The following is a 21,268-nucleotide window of genomic DNA, read 5'->3' as shown; positions in this document are numbered from 1 at the left end:
CACCAGACTATATTTTTCATTTCAAAACGTAAGAATCTTCATCCAACATCTCACTCGTATTCATAAAAAGCATCGTCATCCGTATCCACGTCTTCGCCCGTTTGCTTCTGGAAAAACTCCAGGAACGGCAGCCCGTACTTGCGGTACTTGACCTCACCGACCCCTTTAATATCCAGCATGTCACGTTCTGTCCTTGGACATACCACGCTCATCTCGCGCAAGGTCGCATCATTGAAAATAATGTACGACGGCACATGCTCTTTCGCCGCCAGATCACGGCGGATCAGACGCAGCTGCTCAAATACCGTCTCGTTAACCGCAGATGGCATTGCATCGCGTCCGCGACGTCCACCGTAGTTTGTACCCGAAGCCGTCGCCGCCGTCTTGCGGACCACCCGCTGCATCACTTCACGCTGACCTTTCAGCACTTCCACTGCCAGTGGTTGCAAACGAACAACTGGATACTGCCCCTCGGAGAGCATCAGGTACCCTTCGGACACCATAACGTTGATGATCTCGGCGATCTCACGTTCCGTACGATTACCCATCACGCCGTAGGTTGGCAGGGAGTTGAAGCCGTAATCGAGCACTTTTTTGGCACGGGAACCTTTGAGCACCGAAGCAACCAACGATACACCATACCGTTCACGCATGCGGTGAATGCAGCTGAATATTTTCTGCGCATCAATCGTCATATCCACTAGCTCACGGTCGTCCGTACATGAACTGCAAATGCCGCATGGCTTGTCCTCATGCACCTCACCGAAATAATCCAGCTGTGCACTGCGCAAACAACGCGTCGTGTAACAGTAATCCACCATCTGTTGCAGCTTCCGGTAATCGTTTTGTTTGCGGTCGCCCTCCATCGGGTTCTGCTCGATCAAGAACTTCTGGGTGATAATGTCCTGTGCTCCGAATAACAAAATGCACTGGCTCGGCTCTCCGTCCCGTCCCGCACGCCCGGCTTCTTGCACATATGCCTCCATGTTCTTCGGCATGCTGTTATGAATAACGTAACGCACGTTGGATTTATCAATCCCCATCCCGAACGCATTTGTCGCCACCATCACCCGGATATCATCGTACAAAAAAGCTTCCTGGCTCTGGGACCGTTCATCGTCCGTCATCCCGGCATGGTAGCGTCCTGCTGGCAATCCCGCCTGCAGCAAACGCTGATGCAGATCGTCTACGTCCTTACGGGTCGCGGCGTACACAATCCCCGGCTCGCTGGCATGCTCGCGCGCGTAATTCAGGACAAAGTCCTTTTTGCTCTCGCCGCGCAGCACGCTAAACGCCAGATTATCTCGCCCAAGTCCGGTCACATACGTCTGCGGGTCCTGCAAACGCAGGAGCCGCAGAATATCTCCCATGACTTCGGGCGTCGCTGTAGCCGTAAAGGCCGCAACCACCGGCCGCTCCGGCAAACTGTCCACAAACGGCGCTACCGCCAGGTAGCTTGTCCGAAAATCATGCCCCCACTGCGACACACAGTGGGCCTCATCCACAGCAACGCACGAGATTGGCAAATAGCCCATCTCCTCGCGGAACCAGTCTAGCTCCAGTCGCTCAGGCGCGACGTAGAGCAGCTTCAGCTCACCGCGCTGCGCTGCGCGGATGCGATCATTCACTTCTTTGCCGCTGAGCGTACTATTAATATAGGCGGCTGCAATACCAGCCGTGGTCAGGGCATCAACCTGGTCCTTCATTAATGAGATCAATGGGGAGACGACAAGCGTCAGACCCGAATACAACAAAGCGGGGATCTGATAACAGATCGATTTCCCGCCCCCGGTTGGCATAATACCCAGCGTATCTTCACGTTCGAGCAGGCTGGCCACGATCTTTTTCTGTCCCTCACGGAAGTCGGGGTAGCCATAATATTTTTGCAGGAGACCCTGCGCTTCTTCTAATGTAGGTGTTTGCACACTCATGTAAAGACTCCTTACTTATCACCGGTGTTCTTCCACCAGCTTGGTCCGATCCGATTCTGACATCCGAAAGCGGCATATACCGCATCCTTGACAACAAAATGGCGTTCTCATGACTTGTCCGTCAAGCAAACGCCGCTCCCTTTAGTTTAACGGCCCAGACCCGAATGAGCAACCGCGTTTTACTGTAAAACGATCTTTGGCAAATGTGTAACAGCGGTATATCCTGAGTGATCCGGAAAGAATGCAAGTAGAATCAGGTGTGAGTGAACATTCTAGGACAAATTAAAAAACAACCGCCTGCCCTTTTGGGGACAAGACAATTGTTTAGATTTAAAACACAATTGTTAATCTTTTAGCGCCTCAACTTCAGATTCAGTTAGACCACTCGTTTTGGCAATGATAGAAACTTCAATGCCGAATGAAAGCATATTTTTAGCTATTTCAAAAGCCTTTCTTTTTTCACCTTCCGCTAATCCCTTTTCCGTAGCCCATTCAATCATTGAGGCTTCATCGTGCAAATACTTTTGCCGCTCTTCATACAAACGACATGCTTCACGATCCTGACTTAGAAACTCCAGCGTATCCATCGCTTTCTTCAACGTAGGTTCATTCATTTGCAGCACCTCCCATTGTTTGTGGGGACGAGTTTTTTTCTGTGGGTTGCGTTGCTAATCTTTTAGCGCCTCAACTTCAGATTCAGTTAGACCACTCGTTTTGGCAATGATTGGACCTTCAATGCCGAATGAAAGCATATTTTTAGCTATTTCAATCGCCTTTCTTTTTTCACCTTCCACTAATCCTTTTTCGATTCCCTTAGCAATCCCCTTCTCCGTAGCCCACTCAATCATCGAGGCTTCATCGTGCAAATACTTCTGCCGTTCTTCATACAAGCGACGCGCCTCACGATCCTGACTCAGAAACTCCAGCGTATCCATCGCTTTCTTCAATGTAGGTTCATTCATTTGCAGCACCTCCCAATTTGATTTGTCAGCACCTTTCAGGAACAAAAGCCAGTTAATCAGACCACCTTCCATCGGAACGGATTGATCATCCAGCTTGGACAGCTCCATAAAATGAACTTCGAGATCATCACTCAATTCAAGTCCAGTATGGTCTTCCCTCAGATGAAATACATTATGATAACGCTCATTTTCGATAAACGAGTAATTTAAAATATTAATTGTCACACACTTTTTCAGTTCCTTGTAAGTTTGCCCTTCCTGCAACTGACTGAAATAACGCTTGCTCCAATAGTATAAGGTCCGCTTTTCAATATCGTATTTATTAAATAACTGCATCTCAATGTTGATCAATTTACCTTCAGCTGTTTTCGCCCAAATATCAAATATGGACTGTTTATCCAGCGGAGCATCTTTATCGGTATACGGATTAAGGAGTACAATCTCCGTCAGCGGCTGTTCCCCCGATTCTGCAAACGTTCGGTTCAAGAAAACTAGCAGTACATCTTTATTTTCTTCACTGCCAAAAATACGCTTGAAGACAAAATCGTTCCGAGGATCGAGCAAATCAGACATCTGACCATCAACTCCGTTTCTTTCTATTATACCATGCTTGGCATGTTTAATTGCAGCATCAACCACCTTTGGGCAAGTTAAACATTCCACACCAAACTACGGTCTCTTACTGCTTCTTCAAGTCTTGAATTTGCTAACAAGGCTCTCTTCCTCCATTTAACTTAACTCCCGCTCAATTAAGGATTATTTTAACTTATTTGTTATTAATTAATATTCACAATGTGTTACCATCGATTAATGATTAGCTTACAGAAAAGACATTTGCGTACCTACATATCCATTACCCTATATCGTTCGATCCCACTACCATTAAAGGAGGGCCGGTTTATTTATGTCGAAACAACATGCACATGCTAGTGACTCTTCAAACATCTCACCACCAAAATCGTGGATACGCCGACACCCGATATTCACTACATTTTCGGTACTGATTTTTGTGCTGTTCGCCGCTGTATTCCTGTATTTCTGGCTTCGCCCTTACTTCTCCACGTTTGATCGATCCGAACAAGGAGATCTGAGCTACTCCATGCCTTCAAGAAACGGAGAATATACCGCCGAGATTTACGGCGTGCCTTATGGTGGTGCGGCAGGTGGAGTTACTATGTGGGTCGACGTGAAGAAAACGAATGATCCGAATGATTCTACCGTAAAAAATATATATCACGCCGAGTACCACGGACATGACCATCTGGAATGGGAAAGTGAAAATACCCTCCGAATCGAAAACTGGGATGAGTATGTAGATGAAACCATTACGCTAAACATCGATGAAGAAATCTATGACGGTTGGGGCTGGGCATGCCAAAGCCTGCGTACGAAAGACCAGTACGTTCGGTGTCTAGCACCTGAAAAATAAAAACACAAATAAGCAGCCCCTCTCGCCGACTCTCATGGCAAGCGGGGCTGCTCTTATTCCACCTCTAGAACAGATCAACACTACTCTTTCTCTTTCTCTTTCTCTTTCTCTTTCTCTTCCGGCCCACTGTTCCCCCTACTCACCATCGCTTCAATCTTCTCCCGATTGGCAATCAGACTGGGGTCATTCGGCAGATACTCCCTTGCTTTGCTGTTATGCAGAAGCGCCTGCTCCCAGTTTCCCATGTGAGCGTAACAAAGGGAGAGCCTGGCGTGTGGCAGCCAAGTGCGGCATGCCGCAGGCACGGGACGCAAACCTGGATCGTGGCTGTTGACATCGAGCGCTTGCATATACCAGTAGATGGCAGAGACCAGCTCCTGCCGCTCCTGGAAACAGGCTGCAATTGCACAGCAGAAATCGGCATGCGGCAGGTCGAATTGAAATGATTGCAGCAGCGCACCCAGCTTTCGCCCCGGCTCGCCAAGCCGTTCATAACATTCCGCCAGCCGCGCGCAGGCTATGAGCCGATCCTCGCGATAGCCGCTTGGCTCCAGCAGCAGCTTCGCATACGCCCGAACCGCCGCCGTATAACGCTGGCGGTCGTAACATTCGCCTGCATAATAGAACAGCAGGCGTCCCTGGGCTGCGCCCTCTTCGGCGATCCATTTGCGCAGAATGCGCACGTTTCGCGCCGAATGATGGCCCGCTTCGCGGCGGTGCGTGACGGCAATGTCTGCCGTAATGACACCGCTCTGCGGGAAGCCTAACTGCTCGTGCAGCCGGCCATGCCAGCGGCACCCCGCTTCCCGCTTAACGAGGCGCAACCGTCGGTCCGTCACGAGCGGACTTCCCTCCGGCCCCTCGGCCAGCGTATAGCCCAAGATCACAGCCGCCGTCTCACCGCCGGACGGCAGCTGCTGCTTCAACCTTTCAAGCTTCGCCCGTTCCGCGGGCAGCAGCACATCATCCGCATCCAGCCACAGGATATATTCCTGCGTGGCCTGGTCGAAAGAATAATTCCGCGCTGCAGCAAAATCGTCCTTCCACTCATACGTGTAGACCCGGTCGGTGTATTGCGCGGCTATCTCTTTCGTACGGTCAGATGAACCGGTATCTACAATAACGATCTCGTCCACGATGCCGGCGACCGAGTCGAGACAGCGAGCAAGCGTGCGTTGTTCGTTCTTCACAATCATACACAGACTGATGGTGATCACGGTTTAAGCCCCTTCCTGTCTTACGCGTATTGCAGTTTTTTTCTTCTCAGCCTTATCTGCTACCCTTCCCCAGTCTCCTGACGACGCAGACGTTTAACCTGCTCCACCGCATTGTCCAACGCCTTTTTGCGTTGATTCATCAGACGAAGGTGATTCTGTTCCACGGCGGCAAAATGTACATGATCCAGCTTCATCCACTCCGTCAGTTGGCTTGTGGTAGGTGAGACATGCAGCTGCGTTTCCCGCCGCCTGCGTGCCACGCAACATAGATATTTATGATGAATTTCCAGCTTCAATACTTCAAAATAAGGCATCAGGCACATCGCCAGGTTCCCGGCGTAGAATGTCTGCTTGTGATCGTAGAACGGATGATACCCGTAAGGAACTGTGACGACCAGCGTCCCTTTTTCATGCAAAAGGCGATGAATATTCATTAACAACGTTTCGGGATGGGCAAAATGCTCCAGCACTTCACCCAGCAGCACCGTATCGAACGGTGTTCTGCCTTTCCACTGGGTAATATCCAGCATACGAAAATCCACTTTATCCTGTACCGGCTTCGATTCCTTCGCCAGCTCTTGCTTGGCATACCGAATGCTCTCTTCTTCCAGATCAATCCCCGTTACCCGAAAGCCTTCCCGTGCCAGCAAAATGGAGGTGATGCCCTGGCTGCATCCAATATCCAGAATTCGTTTACCTGTCGCTTCCCGGCACATCCAGTGAATGCGGGTACGTGTGGCTTCATGCGATTCCTCCGAATTGATCTCGCCATAATAACGCTCACTTACCCGATCATGATTCGCCATGGCTGCCTCCTGACGTTTCCCTCAAGCTTTCAGGGCTCACATCCGGCCGAGTCGGCTGTCCAAGCACCACTATATTTCCACCGACACATCCGGCTGTGGCATTACGTGTATCGAAGATCAGCTTGGCATGATCCGCCATCTCCTGATAATCGAATCCCGTATGATCCGTCGTAATCATGACCAGATCAGCCCCGGCCCACAATGCTGGTGATGCTGGTTGAGCATGAGCAACCGTGCCATCATCCTTGCGGAACACAGGCACCATAGGATCGGTGAAGACCACGTCTGCCCCTGCTTCACGAAGCAGTCTATAGACATCCAGCGCTGGCGATTCACGCAAGTCGTCGATATCTTTTTTGTACGCCATACCCGCCAGCACAATTCGGGCTCCCTGCATCGATGAACCGTTCTGTTCGAGCAGCTCGGCGGCACGCTTGACGACTCTTTCCGGCATTTGCCGATTGGTCGCATCTGCAAGCGAAATGAATTGCAGTTCCGATCCCTGACGGCCAGCGGCCCAGGACAGATAGATCGGGTCAATTGGAATACAGTGTCCACCAATACCCGGACCCGGATAGAACGGCATATAACCGAACGGCTTGGTTGCCGCAGCGTCCAGCACCTCCCAGATGTTCACGCCCATTTGCTCACAGGCAGGTGTCAGTTCGTTCACGAGCGCGATGTTCACGCTGCGAAACGTATTTTCGAACAACTTTGCCGTCTCCGCCACTGTCGTTGAACTAACGGGAACGATTTCGTTCAGGAACGAACCGTAGAATGCTTTTCCATAAGACAGACAGGACGGCGTGGAGCCGCCAATAATCTTCGGTGTATTTTTCACCCCGTAATGCACACTTCCGGGATCTACCCGCTCTGGAGAATAACAGACATGGAACTGCTGTCCTACTTTCCACCCTTTCGCAGCTTCGATCGGATGCTTCACACGCTCTTCGGTGGTGCCAGGATATGTGGTACTTTCCAATATGACAAGGCTGCCCTCCTGAAGATAAGGCGTTATGCCATCCACCGCTGCAGCGATAAATGAAATGTCCGGCTGATGCTCGGCGGTCAAAGGCGTAGGCACACAGATAACTATGACATCGGCCTGCGCCACTGCTGTGAAATCCGTGCCTACCATGAACAACCCGGCCTGAGCAAGGGATTGCACCACCTTATCCTCAATGCCGATCACATACGATTTCCCGGCACGCAGCTTAGCCACCTTCGCACCATCGATGTCAATTCCGTGCACCTGATATCCAGCCTGCGCCATCTCCACCGCCATGGGTAACCCAACATACCCGAGACCAATGACGGCAGCTTTCAGGGAGCGGTTGTTTATGTTTTGAAGCGTGGTACGTTCCTGTGTTTCCTTATTTCCTTCGTGCTTGCTGCTCTCTACCATTCCTTCCACCTCCAAACGGTCCGCCTCCCTTCTATTAATCGATAAAGCCGCCTGCACGCAAAAATTGGGCAATCGCTGACCGGTTCATCATCGCGCTATCCGAACGATACTCGGAAAAGGTCACACGAGGCAGACCACTATACGGATCTGTCAGGCTTTTGTCCGGTTCTTGTGGCAAAATCACATAATATTGCTCGTCATATTTGTAGGTACGTGGTGCCTCGAATGGAGAAATGAGTACTTCATGCAATTTTTCGCCTGGACGAATCCCGGTTACTTTATAATCGTGAGCCGGACGACCTGCCTGTTCCAACATGACCGACGCCAGATCTGTCATCTTGCAGGATTTCATTTTCATCACAAACGTCTCACCGCCCACTGATGCCTCAGACGCCTTCAATAACAAATGGATGGCCTCCGTTCGCGTCAGGAAAAAGCGGGTCATGCCTTTGTCCGTAATGGTCAGGCTCTTGCCTTCATCAATCTGACGACGGAACAATGGAACAACGCTGCCGCTGGTTCCGAGCACATTCCCCCCACGAATACACACAAAACGGGTGGACTCGCTCAGTCCATTGGCACGAATCATCATCTTCTCACCCAGAGCCTTGGTCATACCATAAACGTTAATCGGATCTACCGCCTTGTCGGTGGACACGTCAATGACTTTGGCAACCTGCATACGAATCGCAGCGCGAATAATATTCTGCGTGCCGATGACGTTGGTCTTGAATGCTTCATCCGGCTGATCCTCGCATACCGGAACATGCTTCAGTGCAGCCAGATGGAAGAGAACATCCACCCCACGACAGGCTTCCTCCACAGCACGATAGTCGCGAATGTCCCCGATGACAAAACGCAAACGTGCATCATGACCGAAATCCCGTTGCATCGCAATCTGGGCGTACTCATTACGCGAGAGAATCCGAATCTCGGCTGGATTCTGCTCCAGCAGTACCTCGGTCAGTTTTTGTCCCCAGGAGCCTGTTCCTCCGGTGATCAGAATCGTTTGTCCTTTAATCATGGTTGAATCCCTCCTTGTTCAGATCATGAATTCGCGTAATACCGCAGCCATCTCTTCCCGGTTTAACCGATCTTTGGGCGGTACTTTTTTGATGGAAGTATTGCTGGAATGCACAATATTCACGTAATTGCGCGGAGCTAGCAGCTCATGCGGAAGCTCAATGACATTGCCATGTGTTCCTCGGCCCGGCAGCTTCACCCGGTATCCTGCTGCATACTCCGCCGTTTTATATAGGTAGACATAGAACTGCGGGGAACGATGGAACGCTGGTGCCATCTCATGATTCACGCTGTCCCACAGATATCCATTCTGATTAATGAGTGCCATCGTTCCGGGCTGCGGCTGCACATCATAGAGCTGTTGAACAAACGTCTTGTGATACAGATCATCCGAATCCAGTCGGGCAATATAGATATCCTCTGCTCCCTCGGCAAAAGCCAGAATGGCACGCACACTTTCGATATTTGTTCCAAAACGGATATTGGAAGGCATTGGCTCCTGTTCGGCCAGAATCTCTTGCATCAGTTCCCCGGATTCCTTGGACAGCTTCACCACGGTCAGGAAATCCTGATTCGTCTGGGCCTTAAGGCAATGCAAGGTGAATCTACGAAAAATACCCACCCGCCGCTCCAACCACTCTCTCGTCAGCCGCTGCGGGTCCATCCCATAATTGTTGAAGTTAATCTCAATAACCACTCTTCTGGACATACCCTTCCTCCTCATTCATTCTGTGATCTTCTTTCAATTCAGTCAGACTATTTTCATAGTCTTTGCAGCCCTTTCCACGCCAAAAACGGCCTCTGTCTGCTTGAAGCTGCCATACAGAAGCTCTAGTCAATCCAGCCGACTCTATAACGTATGAAAAAATAATAGAACCGGTCCGGACACTTGCACGTGTTCTTCCATAAATCAGCTTTTACATAAGCCCGCCAGCGCTCACCTGTACCGGAAGTAGATTGATATATACCCGAAGATGCGCCCTGCGGGTCGAACGCACAATACGTAGTCGAATCCGCAACATAGAATAGAGCAATTGAATTTTCAAAGGGGGCCTTATACCAGAATGAATGCAATCTATCTTGAAATGGATGGTGTGCTGGATCAACTTGAAGCCGCTGTGAGAGAGCAGCGTCCTTTCTCTCTGGTCCGTGTGGGCGATGGGGAGAATATCGTCATGTCCCAGGAAACGGTCTGGACCACGGAGCAGGTTCTGCAAGAGCGTTGGGCCATCAAGGCCAATCTGGGTCAAAAAGGACTGCGTCTACCCAATCTGCAGCTCCGGGATGAGGTAGCCGCTTCCTTACAACGGGCGAATATCGTAGGCGTTCTTCCACACGGGGACAGTACCATCAAAGCCCCGGAGCATCTCAAAAGACAGCTGACCGACACGGTGTTCGCGCATTTCGGCATTTCTCCGGCACTGACTTGCCATGCCTGTGTCAATCGGGAACTCGCGCAGGTGCCCCGCTTCTGGAGTATGCTCGCAGGCAAGCGAATACTGCTCGTTACCCGCGAGATTGAACAGCTGCGGGCCATGCTCGTTCAGGAGCCGTATCACCTGAATATTACAGCTGCGCTGCGGTTCGACAGCTGGGATCAGATGCAGGAAACACTGCAATGGATTCAAACGAATCAGGATACCTTCGATGTAGCTCTCTTCTCCTGTGGCGTAAACGCGGTTGTCCTTGCGGAGCGGACAGCGGCACTTGCGGGCAAAGTCGCCATCGACTTCGGCAAAGCCAACAACATCATTTTGAAAGGCCGCGCCAACTAGTTTGTAAAAGTGGATACTACAACAAAAAATCCCGGACTCCTTGGAGCCGGGATTTTTGTCTGTTCATCATAAGATGCCATATGATAACACTCTTCCTGTTGAACCTTCTGTTCACAGGAACCAATTGGTGGCTGCAATACCATAGAACACTTCGGGTCCGGTTCGTACCGATGTGGATACCCCTGAAATAAACGAGGTATACACACTTTCCAGTGCAGGCGGTGCGGACAGATCCTGTGCAGTGAACGAATGAAATTCAGCGCCACCGTTCTGACCTACTGTACCTTCGGCGCGATAGATTACAAAGAACGGATCGTAAACACTGCCCCGTACAAGTTCAACAACGAACGTATCCCCCACTTCTCCAGTAACGCCAACCGTGCCATTCAAGGTGATAATGGGGTTTGGGACACCAAGGGTCTGCAGACCAATGGAGCCAAACGCTTCCGGCGAAGGAGACAGGGACAAACCCGGCTGTCCTACGAATCCCGAGTTCATCGAACTTCTCATATCGAGAAACACACCCATGAGTAACACCTCCAATGCTATGGGATACGTTATTCTATGAATCTCGACTCTCTTTGGACTGGATGGGTAACAGATTCCATCCACCTATTTTTATTTGCCCTCGGTTAATGGTATATTGAACTGCATAACGAAATGAACGGATCGTATGCACACAAGCGGTACAGGCTGTTCAGAAGGAGATTACTATTTATGAATAAACGTAAACGCCCAACAGGCAATACATCGGCCAAGGGGAAAGCATCCGCAGGTTCGTCCACAGCACGGTCTGGTCGGTCCACTTTTACTTCCGCCAAATCATCAGGACCATCCGCATCACGCAATGCAGGAGCGGCGAAGAAGCCAGTAGCCGCCAAATCCTCCGCGGCTCCCAAGAAGGCCGGAGCACCCAAACCCAAAGCAGCCAAACGCTCGGGCAATTCCTATTATCGCAAGCAAGAACCACCACGCCCATACAAGGTTACTGAACCGGATGAGCTGCTCAACTTCTTGCTGAAGCACTTGAAGTCCGGCCGGAATGCGGTCAAATCCATTCTGGGTCGTGGTCAGGTTTCCGTTGATCAGAAAGTGGTGACCAAGTTTAATCTGGAGCTGACGCCAGGGCAAATCGTAACGATCAGCAAAGAAGGCGCAGTTGCCGCTCCTTCCCTGACGGGCATTAACATTTTGCATGAAGACGATGATATCATCGTCATTCGCAAGGAAGCCGGACTGCTATCCATTGCCGCTGACAAAAGTGATGATCTTACCGCTTATCGCCAGTTGACCGAGCATGTTCGCCGTACCGACGCGCTGAACCGAATATTTATTGTCCATCGTCTGGACCGCGACACTTCAGGTGTCATGATGTTTGCCAAGAGTGAAGAAGTGCAGCAGAAGCTGCAGGACAACTGGAAAGAGAATGTACAGGAACGTTTGTATATTGCCCTTGTGGAAGGCGCCGTTGCGAAAGAAGAGGGCACCATTTCCTCATGGTTGAAAGAAACCAAAACGCTCAAAATGTATTCTAGTTCTCGCCCGAATGATGGACAACATGCCATTACTCACTACAAACGTCTACAGTCGAACCGCGAGTTCTCCTTGCTGGAAGTCCGTCTGGAAACGGGACGCAAAAACCAGATTCGTGTGCATATGGAAGATCTGGGCCATCCCATCGCAGGCGACAAAAAATACGGTGCTCATACCAAAACACTGGGTCGCCTGGGACTGCATGCACGAGTTCTCTCGTTCATCCATCCAACGTCGGGTGAGTTGATGAGATTTGAGACCGACATTCCGAAACAGTTCCTCTATCCATTCCGTACGGATGCTCCACCAGCGAACTAACGGGATGATTCAAAGAACAGGCATTGCTGACTCAGCGATTTCAGCCGATTCTGGACAAGCCTCGGTGCCGGAACTGGCCGATGGACTGACCACGCCTGAAAGGAGGAAGCGATACTGAAAAACTTGCTGATTACCGGTTATCGCGCACATGAACTACAGATCTTTGGACAGAAGCATGAGGGAATTCCTTTCATCAAAAAGGCGATCTCCTCCCGTCTTACGCCCCTGGTCGAAGACGGGCTGGAATGGGTGCTGACACCGGGCCAATACGGTGTAGACCTGTGGGCCTGCGAAGTGGTGCTTGAGCTGAAAAAGACGTTCCCGGATCTGAAGCTGTCCATCATTACCGCTTTTCAGAATCCCGAGGAACAATGGAAGGAAGACAAACAGGAATATTATCGCTCCATTCTGCAAGGTGTGGACTATTATGGTGCGATTAGTCATCAGCCGTATATCGGCCCGTGGCAGTTTACTGCGCGGGATGACTTACTGCTGCGCAAAAGCGACGGTCTCCTGCTCGTGTATGATGAAGATGCCGGGGATGGAAGTCCCCGTTTTATTAAGGAAAAAGCGGTCAAAAAACAGCAGAATGAAGATTATACGATCATCAGCGTCACCTCAGAGGATATCCAATCGGTCGCCGAAGATGAACGGATGAACGATGTTGGGGATTATGAAGATTCTTCATTCTGATCTGCGCACGACTGGAGTAGCAAAGAATGACGTACATATGTTTTTTTTGGCGGTAGGTTGGGTATAAGTAGTAGTAAAACTGCGATTACCATGTCGTATGGGACAAAGGGGAACTGCAACCATGACATTAACGCCAGAGCAGCGCATTCAACTGCATGGATTCAACAACCTGACCAAGTCGCTGAGTTTCAATATGTACGATATCTGTTATACGAAAACCAAAGATGAGCGCGAAGCTTACATTGAATATATTGATGAACAATATAATGCGGCCCGGTTGAGCAAAATCCTGAACAACGTGTCTGACATTATCGGTGCCCATGTGCTGAATGTCGCCCAACAGGACTATGTTCCCCAGGGCGCAAGTGTGACGATGCTTGTCTCGGAAGGCCCCATTGTGGAGATCCCTGAAGAATCCTTCGATGAATCTCCAGGCCCTCTGCCCGATAATGTCGTCATGCAGCTCGACAAAAGCCATATTACCGTTCATACGTACCCCGAATTCCACCCGAGCGAAGGCATCAGTACGTTCCGGGCAGATATTGACGTCTCTACCTGCGGTGAAATCTCGCCGCTAAAGGCACTGAACTATCTGATCCACTCGTTCGATACGGATATCATGACGATGGATTACCGGGTACGTGGCTTTACACGGGATACGAGTGGACGCAAGCTGTTCATTGATCATGAGATCGGCTCAATCCAGAATTACATTCCGGATGAGATCAAGAGCAGCTTCGACATGATTGACGTGAACGTCTATCAGGAGAACATTTTTCACACCAAGTGTAAACTGAAAGAATTCGATCTCGATAATTATCTGTTTGGTTATACCAAAGATAAACTGAGCAAGGCCGAGCAACAGGAAATTACGGAGTGGTTGAAGCTGGAGATGGATGAGATTTATTATGGCAAAAACATCAATCGTCCTTCTTAATTGCTGATTCGTGAGGACTGATTCATACGGACTGGAACAAGGATAAGATGTCATAAAGGTAGGATTTCGTAATGAAACCTCCGCCATGCGCTTGTCCTTTTCTTTTGCCTAACTTGACAGGCAGCAGCTCATTTTTTTATGATGAAAGCAATTGCATTTTCCATTGAAGGAGACTGAGCCGTTGATTGAAACGAACACTTCCAGACGCAATGAATCTCTGTTACAAGCGCTGAACGCGCAGCACAAGGTTACCACTGAAAATATTGCCAATGCAGACACACCCAATTACAAAAAGAAATCGGTGGAGTTTGAGGAAGAACTTAGACGTATCATTGAGAATGGCAAAACAGATCAGCTCGATATGAAGCGGACTCATGAAAAACACTTTCCGGTCAGTAATCCCAATGACTCCATCGTAAACTACCGTATTGTCGAGAACAACGAAACATCCATGAATAATAACAACAATAACGTTGATATTGACAAGGAAATGGCGAACCTCTCGGAGAATCAGCTTATGTATAACTACATGGTTGATCGGGTCAGCGGGCACTACAAGAAAATGAAAAACCTGTTGCAGGATATGAAATAATGAATGGTAGAGCAGCCCTTTGGCTGCTTTTTGTTTTGTCTACATTCGGAAATACCCAGATGATCTATATTGAATTATATTGATCTATATTAAACGCATTTAGCGTCGCTTTTCTTTTCCTAATCAGGAGGATATGCTCCCCTACTTGTGCCCTTTTTCGGTATCCTCTCTGTTTCGTAGTATAATGAGATAAAATGTATGATTTCATATCCAATAAAAGAGGTGCAACATGGCTCCACGTCATTTAAATGCTTTTCAAGGCTCCAAAGTCCGGTTGGCCGCTCCTTGCCCAGAAGACTGCATGCGGCTCTCCCGCTTCACTGACAGTTATGATTACTTGCGTAATCTGGATACCGACATTGCTGTTCCGCTAACGCCGGATGAGACGGGGTCATCCGCAGTTCGCAGAGACAACGGCTTTGAATTTGCACTGCGTACACTGGAGGACAATCGGTTCATCGGATTCACGGCCCTCTACCGAATCGAATGGAATAACCGCTCTGCACGCCTGGCCATTGGCATTGGTGATGACAAAGATCGGGGTAAAGGATACGGCAGTGATGCTCTTGCCCTGATTATTCGTTATGGATTCCATGAATTGAATCTGAACCGGATTGCGCTGGAAGTGATTGAATACAATGAAGCTGCGAGGCGCGCCTATCTGAAAGCCGGATTTCGGGAGGAAGGCCGTCAGCGCTCTGCCGTTCTACGGGATGGCACGCATTATGATCTGATCTCCATGAGTATCCTTGCAGAAGAATGGTCAACGCAGACAAAACTTCCGCTCGCGTTTCAGTCCACTCATGCCCAAGGAACTAAACAGAACGAAGATCACTCAGACTCACGATTGGTCGCTGCCGAAGGATCTGCGTTGTCCTTACTTAACACCAAAGGGACTGAGAACTCTCCTGTCCAACCTCGGATTGGTGTCGGAGCGGTCATCCTCAACGAACGTAATGAAGTCCTTTTGGTTTGGCGGAATCGTCAGCCTGAACAGTACACCTGGAGTATCCCTGGGGGCAAAGTCGACCCGTACGAATCCATTGAAACGACGGTCATTCGGGAGATTAAGGAAGAAGTCGATCTGGATATTGTCATCGACAAGCTGCTCTGCACCGCAGAGACGATCCGACCTGAAAAACAAGAACATTGGATTTCCGTCCTCTACTCAACTCGAGTTATTGGCGGCGTTGCTCGTAACCTCGAAGAAGGCGGAGCGATTGGTGAGATCGGTTGGTTCCCGCTGGATGATCTGCCATCGCCACTTGCTAGTTTCGCGGTGCCTGGTCTGGAAGTTGCGAAGAAACTCCATCTTTATTCGGAAGATTGAAATCGGGAGAAACGAATCTCATTACGGTCAGACAAGTCATATGAAGCAAAACAACCGCCGAACTCCTCACTCTAACATTAGGGGAGCTTGGCGGTTGTTTTCAGTTTTCTGCGCAATTTCCTTCTTTGTGGTAGTCTCAGTACGTGTATACATAACTTTTTTTCCAAAATCAAGAACCGTTTGGCCCTTTGCACGGTCTAATACGCAACAACATCCATGAAAGGAGGAGCCATGTGACCCCTGCTCAACTGACCATCGCCGCACAAAAAGGGGATGCCGAGGCTTTTGCAGCCTTAATGGAGATGCATCAGAGCCGACTGTACCGGATCGCCTGTGCCTATCTGCACAACGAGGGCGATGCGCTGGAAGCGATACAGGAATGCACCTACAGAGCTTATCGAAAGCTCAAGAATTTAAAAGAACCCTCCTATTTCGCCACTTGGCTAATCCGCATTCTGCTGAACTACTGTGCAAACGAACGCAAACGCAAGAGCCGGTTCAGCCACGTTACCGAAATTCATGAACCCAGCAGCTGGGACCAGCCCGCAGACCCTGATCTGGCCGCAGCCGTCTCTGCGCTGGATCGGGATTGCAAACCAATTATTATTCTAAGCTATTTCGAAGGTTTCTCCTTAACAGAGGTCGCTGATATTCTAGAAGTCCCGACCGGAACCGTAAAATCCCGATTGCACCGGGCACTTAGGCAGCTCCGGGACCAACTTGAAACGAAAGGAGATGTAACATCATGAGCGATGAAATGAAGCCATTTGAAGCCATTGAGCAGCGTCTGAATGATCGTAAAACAGAATACGACGCCATGTCTGTACCGGATGCCGAAGCATATCAGGCTGTACAGGCCGGAATTCGTCAGGCTGCGCGCAAGCGCAAGTCACGGCTGCGCTGGTATATGAGCTCCATATCTGCAGCCGCGATCATCCTCGTGTTTACGGGATGTATCCGCGTCTCCCCCACTTTTGCGTCCTTTGTGGAGCAACTGCCAGGCATGGAGGGCATCGTCAGTATGATTCGCCAGGACAAAGGGTTAATGATGGCTATCGATCAATCCCTCTTGCAGAAGGTTGGTGTGACCGATGAGCATGATGGAGCTTCGGTGACCGTGGACAGCATCATTACAGATGAGTCACGCATGGTTATTTTTTACACGATGAAAGGCATGAAAGATCCAGACAAGGGTATGTATGACATCGATTTGCTTGATGAGCATGGTAAGAATCTTCCTGTTGGATTTAGTTATTCTTCCCCTAAACCGACTTCAGACGAGAATGTTTATGAAAATTATATCGATGTTATCTTTACGGGCGATGCTTCCCCCCCCGAAGAACTAAGTGTTGTATTTAAATCCAGATATAAAGGGAGTTCTAAAGAGTGGAAAGTTACTTTCCCAGTAGACACTGATTTAACGAAAGGTATGAAAAAAATCATCCCGGTAAATCAAACGTTAATGGTAGATGGGCAGCGTATTGATGTTAAACAGGCTACCCTTTATCCAACTCGTTTTGTGCTTGATGTAAAATTCGATCCAAAAAATACAAAGAAGATCTTTGGACTGGATGATCTTCAATTGGTCGATGAACAAGGCCGCGCATGGAGAACAAACACCACGACAGGTGAGGATGAACGATCCATTTATTTTGAAAGCATGTACTTCTCTATTCCGAAAAAGCTGACTTTACAAGGATCTGGATTTTCGGGGTTGAATAAAAATGAACTGGATATTGTCGTTGATCTGAAATCACACAAAATTACAGGCGGTCCATCTGGATTGAAGATGCTTGGAAGCAAGGTCGTTGGTAAAGATTTGGTTATCCATTTCTCTGTGGACGGTAGTATGGAAGGCAAGTTCATTCTAGCTTTCAGAGATGTTATGGACAAAGCAGGTAAAGAATATCAGATTCCAGGCTCCAATTGGAGCAGTGGAGATGGAACAGATGAAAGACATACAATTATCTCTTCTACTATTCAAAATGGGGCTAAGATGAAAGGGGAAATAAAGATGCATATTTCCACCTATCCAATGAAATTTAAATCACCATTTTCAATGGAAATCCCGGTGAACCCTTAATCATTTTCAGAATCATGCTGGTATAAGCGCAATTATTCTTTATAATGGAAACATTCGTTAAATTGATATGTTCACAAGAAAGGGTGTTTCCAAAATGAATAACCGTTCTATCCGTTACCCGCAACCACTCGCTCCGGGAAATACCATTGGCGTGGCTGCACCATCCAGCGGTGTAAGTGAATCCTTGCATCATTACCTTGAAGAGAGCAGGCACAACATGGAGCGCCTTGGTTTTGGTGTTCTGGAGAGCCCATTTCTACGACATAATGCCAAATGTGTAAGTTCCTCCAAGGAAGATCGCGCTGCCGAGATCAATGCATTTTTCCGCGACCCTGAGATTCAGGCTATTATTCCTCCGTGGGGTGGAGAGTTCCTTATGGATATTCTACCCCTTCTCGATTGGGAAGCTTTGAAAACCTTGCCTCCCAAATGGGTTATGGGATATTCGGATATCAGCACCTTTTTATTCGCATACACCCTGATCACCGGAACGGCTTCGGCACATGGTACGAACTACGTGGATCTAAGATCCAATGAACTCGATCCGGTGACCGCCCGCTGGATTGATGTATTACAGACGGGCCAGGGAGGGCAGGTTACTCAATCTTCTTCCACTCACTATCAATCGGAATGGAAACCGGAGTTGTCGACGTTCAATCTGGATACTCCTTCTCACTGGAAACATCTGGGTCAACCAGAAGGAGCAGACTCGCAAGTTACATTCTCAGGTCGGTTGATCGGCGGCTGCATGGATACGATCACCTGTCTGATTGGCACACCTTATGCACCAGTTGAAGCGTATCTTGATCAGTATTGTGCAGAAGAAGGAACGATCTGGTATCTGGAAAGCTGTGAGATGAATGCGGGTGATATCTACCGTCATCTGTGGCAGATGAGACAGGCAGGCTGGTTTGCAGGCGTAAAAGGCTTCATGTTCGGTCGACCTGCTGGTTATACAGATACAGGAGATTTCAACTTCATCGATGCCCTGTCTTCGGCTCTCGGAGATATGGATGTTCCCGTACTGTATGATGTGGATCTTGGCCACATCCCGCCACAATTAACTTTTGTGAATGGCGCGCTGGGCAATGTGGCTTATGAGAATGGGCATGGAAGACTTGAGATGGCATTTGTGTGATCACCTTTTGTAGGCAGATGCATACCTTGAAGTAAGAAATGATTTTGAGGAAGGGTTGTGCATCATGTCTGAATCCACATCCACACCATCCGCACGGGTCGTATACCAAGCCAATCAACCAATGCTCCAATCCGTGCAAAGTGTGCGGAATATGCTTCATCATACAGCCCGGCAGCATGTAGGCAAGAATGTGCAAGTCCAGAATATCGATGGTCAGGTATGGGAAGGTGTCATTATCAGCGCAGATCGGGGAATACTGTATCTCCAGGTTACGCCGATGCATGGATATCCTGAGCCACGTGCCTTGTTTGGACCAACCATTCTGCCACTCGTGCTGTATGAGCTGTTGGTCATTACCCTGTTGATGTAGTTGTTTTTTGTCTCGATTGAGCCTAACCCAAGAAGCTTCACTCCCATTAACTATCAGGCCCGGGAGCGAAGCCTTTTTGGGTTTTAGGAGTTATCGGGTTATCAATTTGGTGTGAATGTATGGCATTAATCTCTGCAACCTGGATGACTTCCTGTGGTTCGTGCGGTATGTTTCCTTGCTAACGTGTGAAATATGATACAATGGTGTCGGCACCAAGCCTTATCTCATATGAACGGAGCTTGATCCGGTTGGAATATATCCCTCATGATCCTCCACCCGTGCCTCAGTCTGAGACGGAGCTGGTTGGGACAAATCATACTGAACAATCCCGCGTGATTGCAATCTGTCTATTGGCAGGCAAGATCATGCTGCAAAGCGGCGGTGAGACCTATCGTGTGGAAGATACGATGAAACGCATGGCTGCCGCGCTGGGCCTTCCCCATTCGCACAGTTATGTTGTGCCCACAGGTATCTTCTTCTCGGTTGATGCAACCGAGCCTGCCAAGCTGATACGGATCTCTGAACGAACCACAGATTTGCACAAGGTCTCCGAAGTGAATGCCGTTTCCCGGCGTATTGGACAAGGTGAATTGTCCGTTGAGGATGCCTATGCATTGTTACAACAAATTGAGGGACAGCCCTCCTCCTATTCTGCGGTTGTGCGGCTTACGGCGGCGGCGTTATCCAGTGGGTGCTTTACCATTATGTTTGGTGGAGGCTGGGTCGACTTTCTCCCTGCGGTACTCTGCGGTGGTATTGGTTATGCAGCGGTCATTGCCTTCCATCGACTGGTACTCGTGAAATTTTTTGCCGAGCTGACAGCTTCATTTGTCATCGGTTTGCTCGCCTTTTTGCTTGTCTATATGAGCGTGGGTCATGAACGGGACAAAATCATTATTGGCTCAGTCATGCCCCTGGTACCGGGACTGCTGATTACCAATGCTGTGCGTGACCTGATGGCCGGGCATCTCGTGTCCGGGTTATCCAAGGGAGCCGAGGCGTTTCTGACGGCTTTTGCGATTGGTACCGGCATTGCTGTTGTTTTTTCACTTTTTACGTAAGATGGAGGAGTTGCAGGTTATGCTTCATTTTATTGAACAGGCCCTGACCAGCTTTGTTGCCTCGGCCGCATTCGGTATTATTTTCAACGCTCCTCGGCGCATGCTGCTTCACGGTGGATTTGTCGGCATGATCGGCTGGATCATCTATATTGTGCTCGAATATGCTGCGGATGCTGTTCCTGCTACCCTGGCAGCGACCATCGCGGTAGGTGTCATCAGCCAGCTGTTCTCCCGCATGTTTCGCGCGCCTGTCATTATCTTCAGCGTAGCAGGTATCATTCCGCTCGTTCCCGGTGGACTGGCTTACAATGCGATGCGTAATTTTGTGCAAAATGACTACGGTGCAGCCATGGAGATGGCTGCCAAAGCGCTCATGTTATCCGGTGCCATCGCGATCGGACTTGTATTGTCCGAGGTGTTGAACCAGATGATTCGTCGTATACCTGAATCATTGCGAGCAAAATCCTAACACAGCAGAAGAATATATTATCACTAAACTAAAACGATAAAGGCCTGTTGGAGACAGGGTAAACGCTGTCCTTCACGGGTCTTCTATATTTCCAACCAATGTTGAGCCGTTATCATCAAATTTTGCAGTGTTTTGTTTTCATCCTTGTATCCATTTGTGTGATAACTGTACAATCCATAAAAAAGAACTCCCCATG

At 49.2% G+C, this 21,268-nt stretch carries 21 protein-coding genes and 2 pseudogenes; 14 read left to right on the top strand and 9 right to left on the bottom strand.

Annotation, left to right across the window (positions count from 1 at the left end; all coding sequences use genetic code 11):
• Positions 1-50 precede the first annotated feature (50 nt).
• The 3 genes and pseudogenes from recQ to CRO25_RS13780 form a co-directional block, all read right to left on the bottom strand.
• The gene (recQ, locus tag CRO25_RS13790; protein WP_072734229.1) at positions 51-1,931 is read right to left on the bottom strand and encodes a DNA helicase RecQ; all 1,881 of its coding nucleotides are present in this window, start codon (positions 1,929-1,931) and stop codon (positions 51-53) included.
• Between the two features lie 344 nt (positions 1,932-2,275).
• Positions 2,276-2,560, bottom strand: a pseudogene (locus CRO25_RS13785) (Rpn family recombination-promoting nuclease/putative transposase); the annotation flags it as partial.
• A gap of 39 nt (positions 2,561-2,599) precedes the next feature.
• The gene (locus tag CRO25_RS13780) at positions 2,600-3,466 is read right to left on the bottom strand and encodes an Rpn family recombination-promoting nuclease/putative transposase (protein WP_079695343.1); all 867 of its coding nucleotides are present in this window, start codon (positions 3,464-3,466) and stop codon (positions 2,600-2,602) included.
• Positions 3,467-3,797: 331 nt separating this feature from the next.
• On the opposite strand from CRO25_RS13780, the gene CRO25_RS13775 reads away from it, so the two are divergent.
• The gene (locus CRO25_RS13775) at positions 3,798-4,322 is read left to right on the top strand and encodes a DUF5412 family protein (RefSeq protein WP_079695342.1); all 525 of its coding nucleotides are present in this window, start codon (positions 3,798-3,800) and stop codon (positions 4,320-4,322) included.
• An 80-nt stretch (positions 4,323-4,402) separates the two neighbouring features.
• Here CRO25_RS13775 and CRO25_RS13770 read toward each other — a convergent pair whose 3' ends face one another.
• From CRO25_RS13770 to CRO25_RS13750, 5 genes are all read right to left on the bottom strand, one after another.
• Positions 4,403-5,518 (bottom strand): glycosyltransferase, encoded by a 1,116-nt coding sequence (locus tag CRO25_RS13770; RefSeq protein WP_079695408.1) that lies wholly within the window; start codon positions 5,516-5,518, stop codon positions 4,403-4,405.
• Between the two features lie 80 nt (positions 5,519-5,598).
• On the bottom strand, positions 5,599-6,345 hold the full coding sequence (locus CRO25_RS13765) for a bifunctional 2-polyprenyl-6-hydroxyphenol methylase/3-demethylubiquinol 3-O-methyltransferase UbiG (protein WP_063568330.1): 747 nt from the start codon (positions 6,343-6,345) through the stop codon (positions 5,599-5,601).
• On the bottom strand, positions 6,332-7,759 hold the full coding sequence (locus CRO25_RS13760) for a nucleotide sugar dehydrogenase (RefSeq protein WP_256336574.1): 1,428 nt from the start codon (positions 7,757-7,759) through the stop codon (positions 6,332-6,334). The genes CRO25_RS13765 and CRO25_RS13760 overlap by 14 nt, the downstream gene beginning before the upstream one ends.
• Positions 7,760-7,784: 25 nt before the next feature.
• Positions 7,785-8,774 (bottom strand): polysaccharide biosynthesis protein, encoded by a 990-nt coding sequence (locus tag CRO25_RS13755; protein ID WP_063568331.1) that lies wholly within the window; start codon positions 8,772-8,774, stop codon positions 7,785-7,787.
• 18 nt (positions 8,775-8,792) lie between these two features.
• A complete protein-coding gene (locus CRO25_RS13750) occupies positions 8,793-9,482 on the bottom strand; it encodes a glycosyltransferase (protein WP_063568332.1) in 690 nt (229 codons plus the stop codon).
• 355 nt (positions 9,483-9,837) lie between these two features.
• Between CRO25_RS13750 and CRO25_RS13745 the strand changes: the two genes are divergently transcribed.
• Entirely contained in the window at positions 9,838-10,548 is a 711-nt protein-coding gene (locus CRO25_RS13745) for a GT-D fold domain-containing glycosyltransferase (RefSeq protein ID WP_079695341.1), read from the top strand.
• A gap of 111 nt (positions 10,549-10,659) precedes the next feature.
• Here CRO25_RS13745 and CRO25_RS13740 read toward each other — a convergent pair whose 3' ends face one another.
• The gene (locus tag CRO25_RS13740; protein ID WP_063564344.1) at positions 10,660-11,076 is read right to left on the bottom strand and encodes a hypothetical protein; all 417 of its coding nucleotides are present in this window, start codon (positions 11,074-11,076) and stop codon (positions 10,660-10,662) included.
• 189 nt (positions 11,077-11,265) lie between these two features.
• Between CRO25_RS13740 and CRO25_RS13735 the strand changes: the two genes are divergently transcribed.
• The 12 genes and pseudogenes from CRO25_RS13735 to CRO25_RS13685 all read left to right on the top strand — a co-directional run bounded on the left by CRO25_RS13735 (position 11,266) and on the right by CRO25_RS13685 (position 21,072).
• Complete coding sequence (locus CRO25_RS13735; RefSeq protein ID WP_063564345.1) at positions 11,266-12,399, top strand: RluA family pseudouridine synthase; 1,134 nt, start codon at positions 11,266-11,268, stop codon at positions 12,397-12,399.
• Positions 12,400-12,513: 114 nt separating this feature from the next.
• Positions 12,514-13,092 carry a DUF1273 domain-containing protein gene (locus tag CRO25_RS13730; RefSeq protein ID WP_072734237.1) on the top strand — a complete coding sequence of 193 codons (579 nt, stop codon included), beginning with the start codon at positions 12,514-12,516 and terminating at the stop codon, positions 13,090-13,092.
• Between the two features lie 121 nt (positions 13,093-13,213).
• Positions 13,214-14,029, top strand: coding sequence for an adenosylmethionine decarboxylase (gene speD, locus CRO25_RS13725; RefSeq protein WP_064639879.1), 816 nt, complete (start codon positions 13,214-13,216; stop codon positions 14,027-14,029).
• Between the two features lie 181 nt (positions 14,030-14,210).
• A complete protein-coding gene (gene flgB / locus CRO25_RS13720; RefSeq protein ID WP_079695340.1) occupies positions 14,211-14,621 on the top strand; it encodes a flagellar basal body rod protein FlgB in 411 nt (136 codons plus the stop codon).
• Between the two features lie 229 nt (positions 14,622-14,850).
• A pseudogene (locus tag CRO25_RS33850) lies at positions 14,851-15,342 on the top strand (GNAT family N-acetyltransferase); the annotation flags it as partial.
• A 201-nt stretch (positions 15,343-15,543) separates the two neighbouring features.
• Positions 15,544-15,951, top strand: a complete 408-nt coding sequence (locus CRO25_RS13715) for an NUDIX domain-containing protein (RefSeq protein WP_256336572.1) — start codon at positions 15,544-15,546, stop codon at positions 15,949-15,951.
• Between the two features lie 233 nt (positions 15,952-16,184).
• Positions 16,185-16,700 (top strand): RNA polymerase sigma factor, encoded by a 516-nt coding sequence (locus CRO25_RS13710; protein WP_179132171.1) that lies wholly within the window; start codon positions 16,185-16,187, stop codon positions 16,698-16,700.
• Positions 16,697-18,034: a DUF4179 domain-containing protein gene (locus CRO25_RS13705; protein ID WP_079695338.1), complete on the top strand. Its 1,338-nt coding sequence runs from the start codon at positions 16,697-16,699 to the stop codon at positions 18,032-18,034. Before CRO25_RS13710 ends, CRO25_RS13705 begins: the two co-directional genes overlap by 4 nt.
• A gap of 94 nt (positions 18,035-18,128) precedes the next feature.
• On the top strand, positions 18,129-19,172 hold the full coding sequence (locus tag CRO25_RS13700) for a S66 peptidase family protein (RefSeq protein WP_079695337.1): 1,044 nt from the start codon (positions 18,129-18,131) through the stop codon (positions 19,170-19,172).
• A 64-nt stretch (positions 19,173-19,236) separates the two neighbouring features.
• Positions 19,237-19,542: a hypothetical protein gene (locus CRO25_RS13695; RefSeq protein ID WP_063564352.1), complete on the top strand. Its 306-nt coding sequence runs from the start codon at positions 19,237-19,239 to the stop codon at positions 19,540-19,542.
• Positions 19,543-19,907: 365 nt separating this feature from the next.
• Positions 19,908-20,603, top strand: coding sequence for a threonine/serine exporter family protein (locus tag CRO25_RS13690; RefSeq protein ID WP_372828774.1), 696 nt, complete (start codon positions 19,908-19,910; stop codon positions 20,601-20,603).
• A 1-nt stretch (position 20,604) separates the two neighbouring features.
• The gene (locus CRO25_RS13685; protein ID WP_246318271.1) at positions 20,605-21,072 is read left to right on the top strand and encodes a threonine/serine exporter family protein; all 468 of its coding nucleotides are present in this window, start codon (positions 20,605-20,607) and stop codon (positions 21,070-21,072) included.
• Positions 21,073-21,268 lie beyond the last annotated feature (196 nt).

The sequence above is a fragment of the Paenibacillus sp. RU5M genome, from assembly GCF_900221055.1.
In the GTDB taxonomy this organism is placed as follows: Bacteria; Bacillota; Bacilli; order Paenibacillales; family Paenibacillaceae; genus Paenibacillus; species Paenibacillus marchantiae.
Note: the sequence above shows the minus strand (reverse complement) of the source record. Positions and strands in the feature narration are given on the sequence as shown.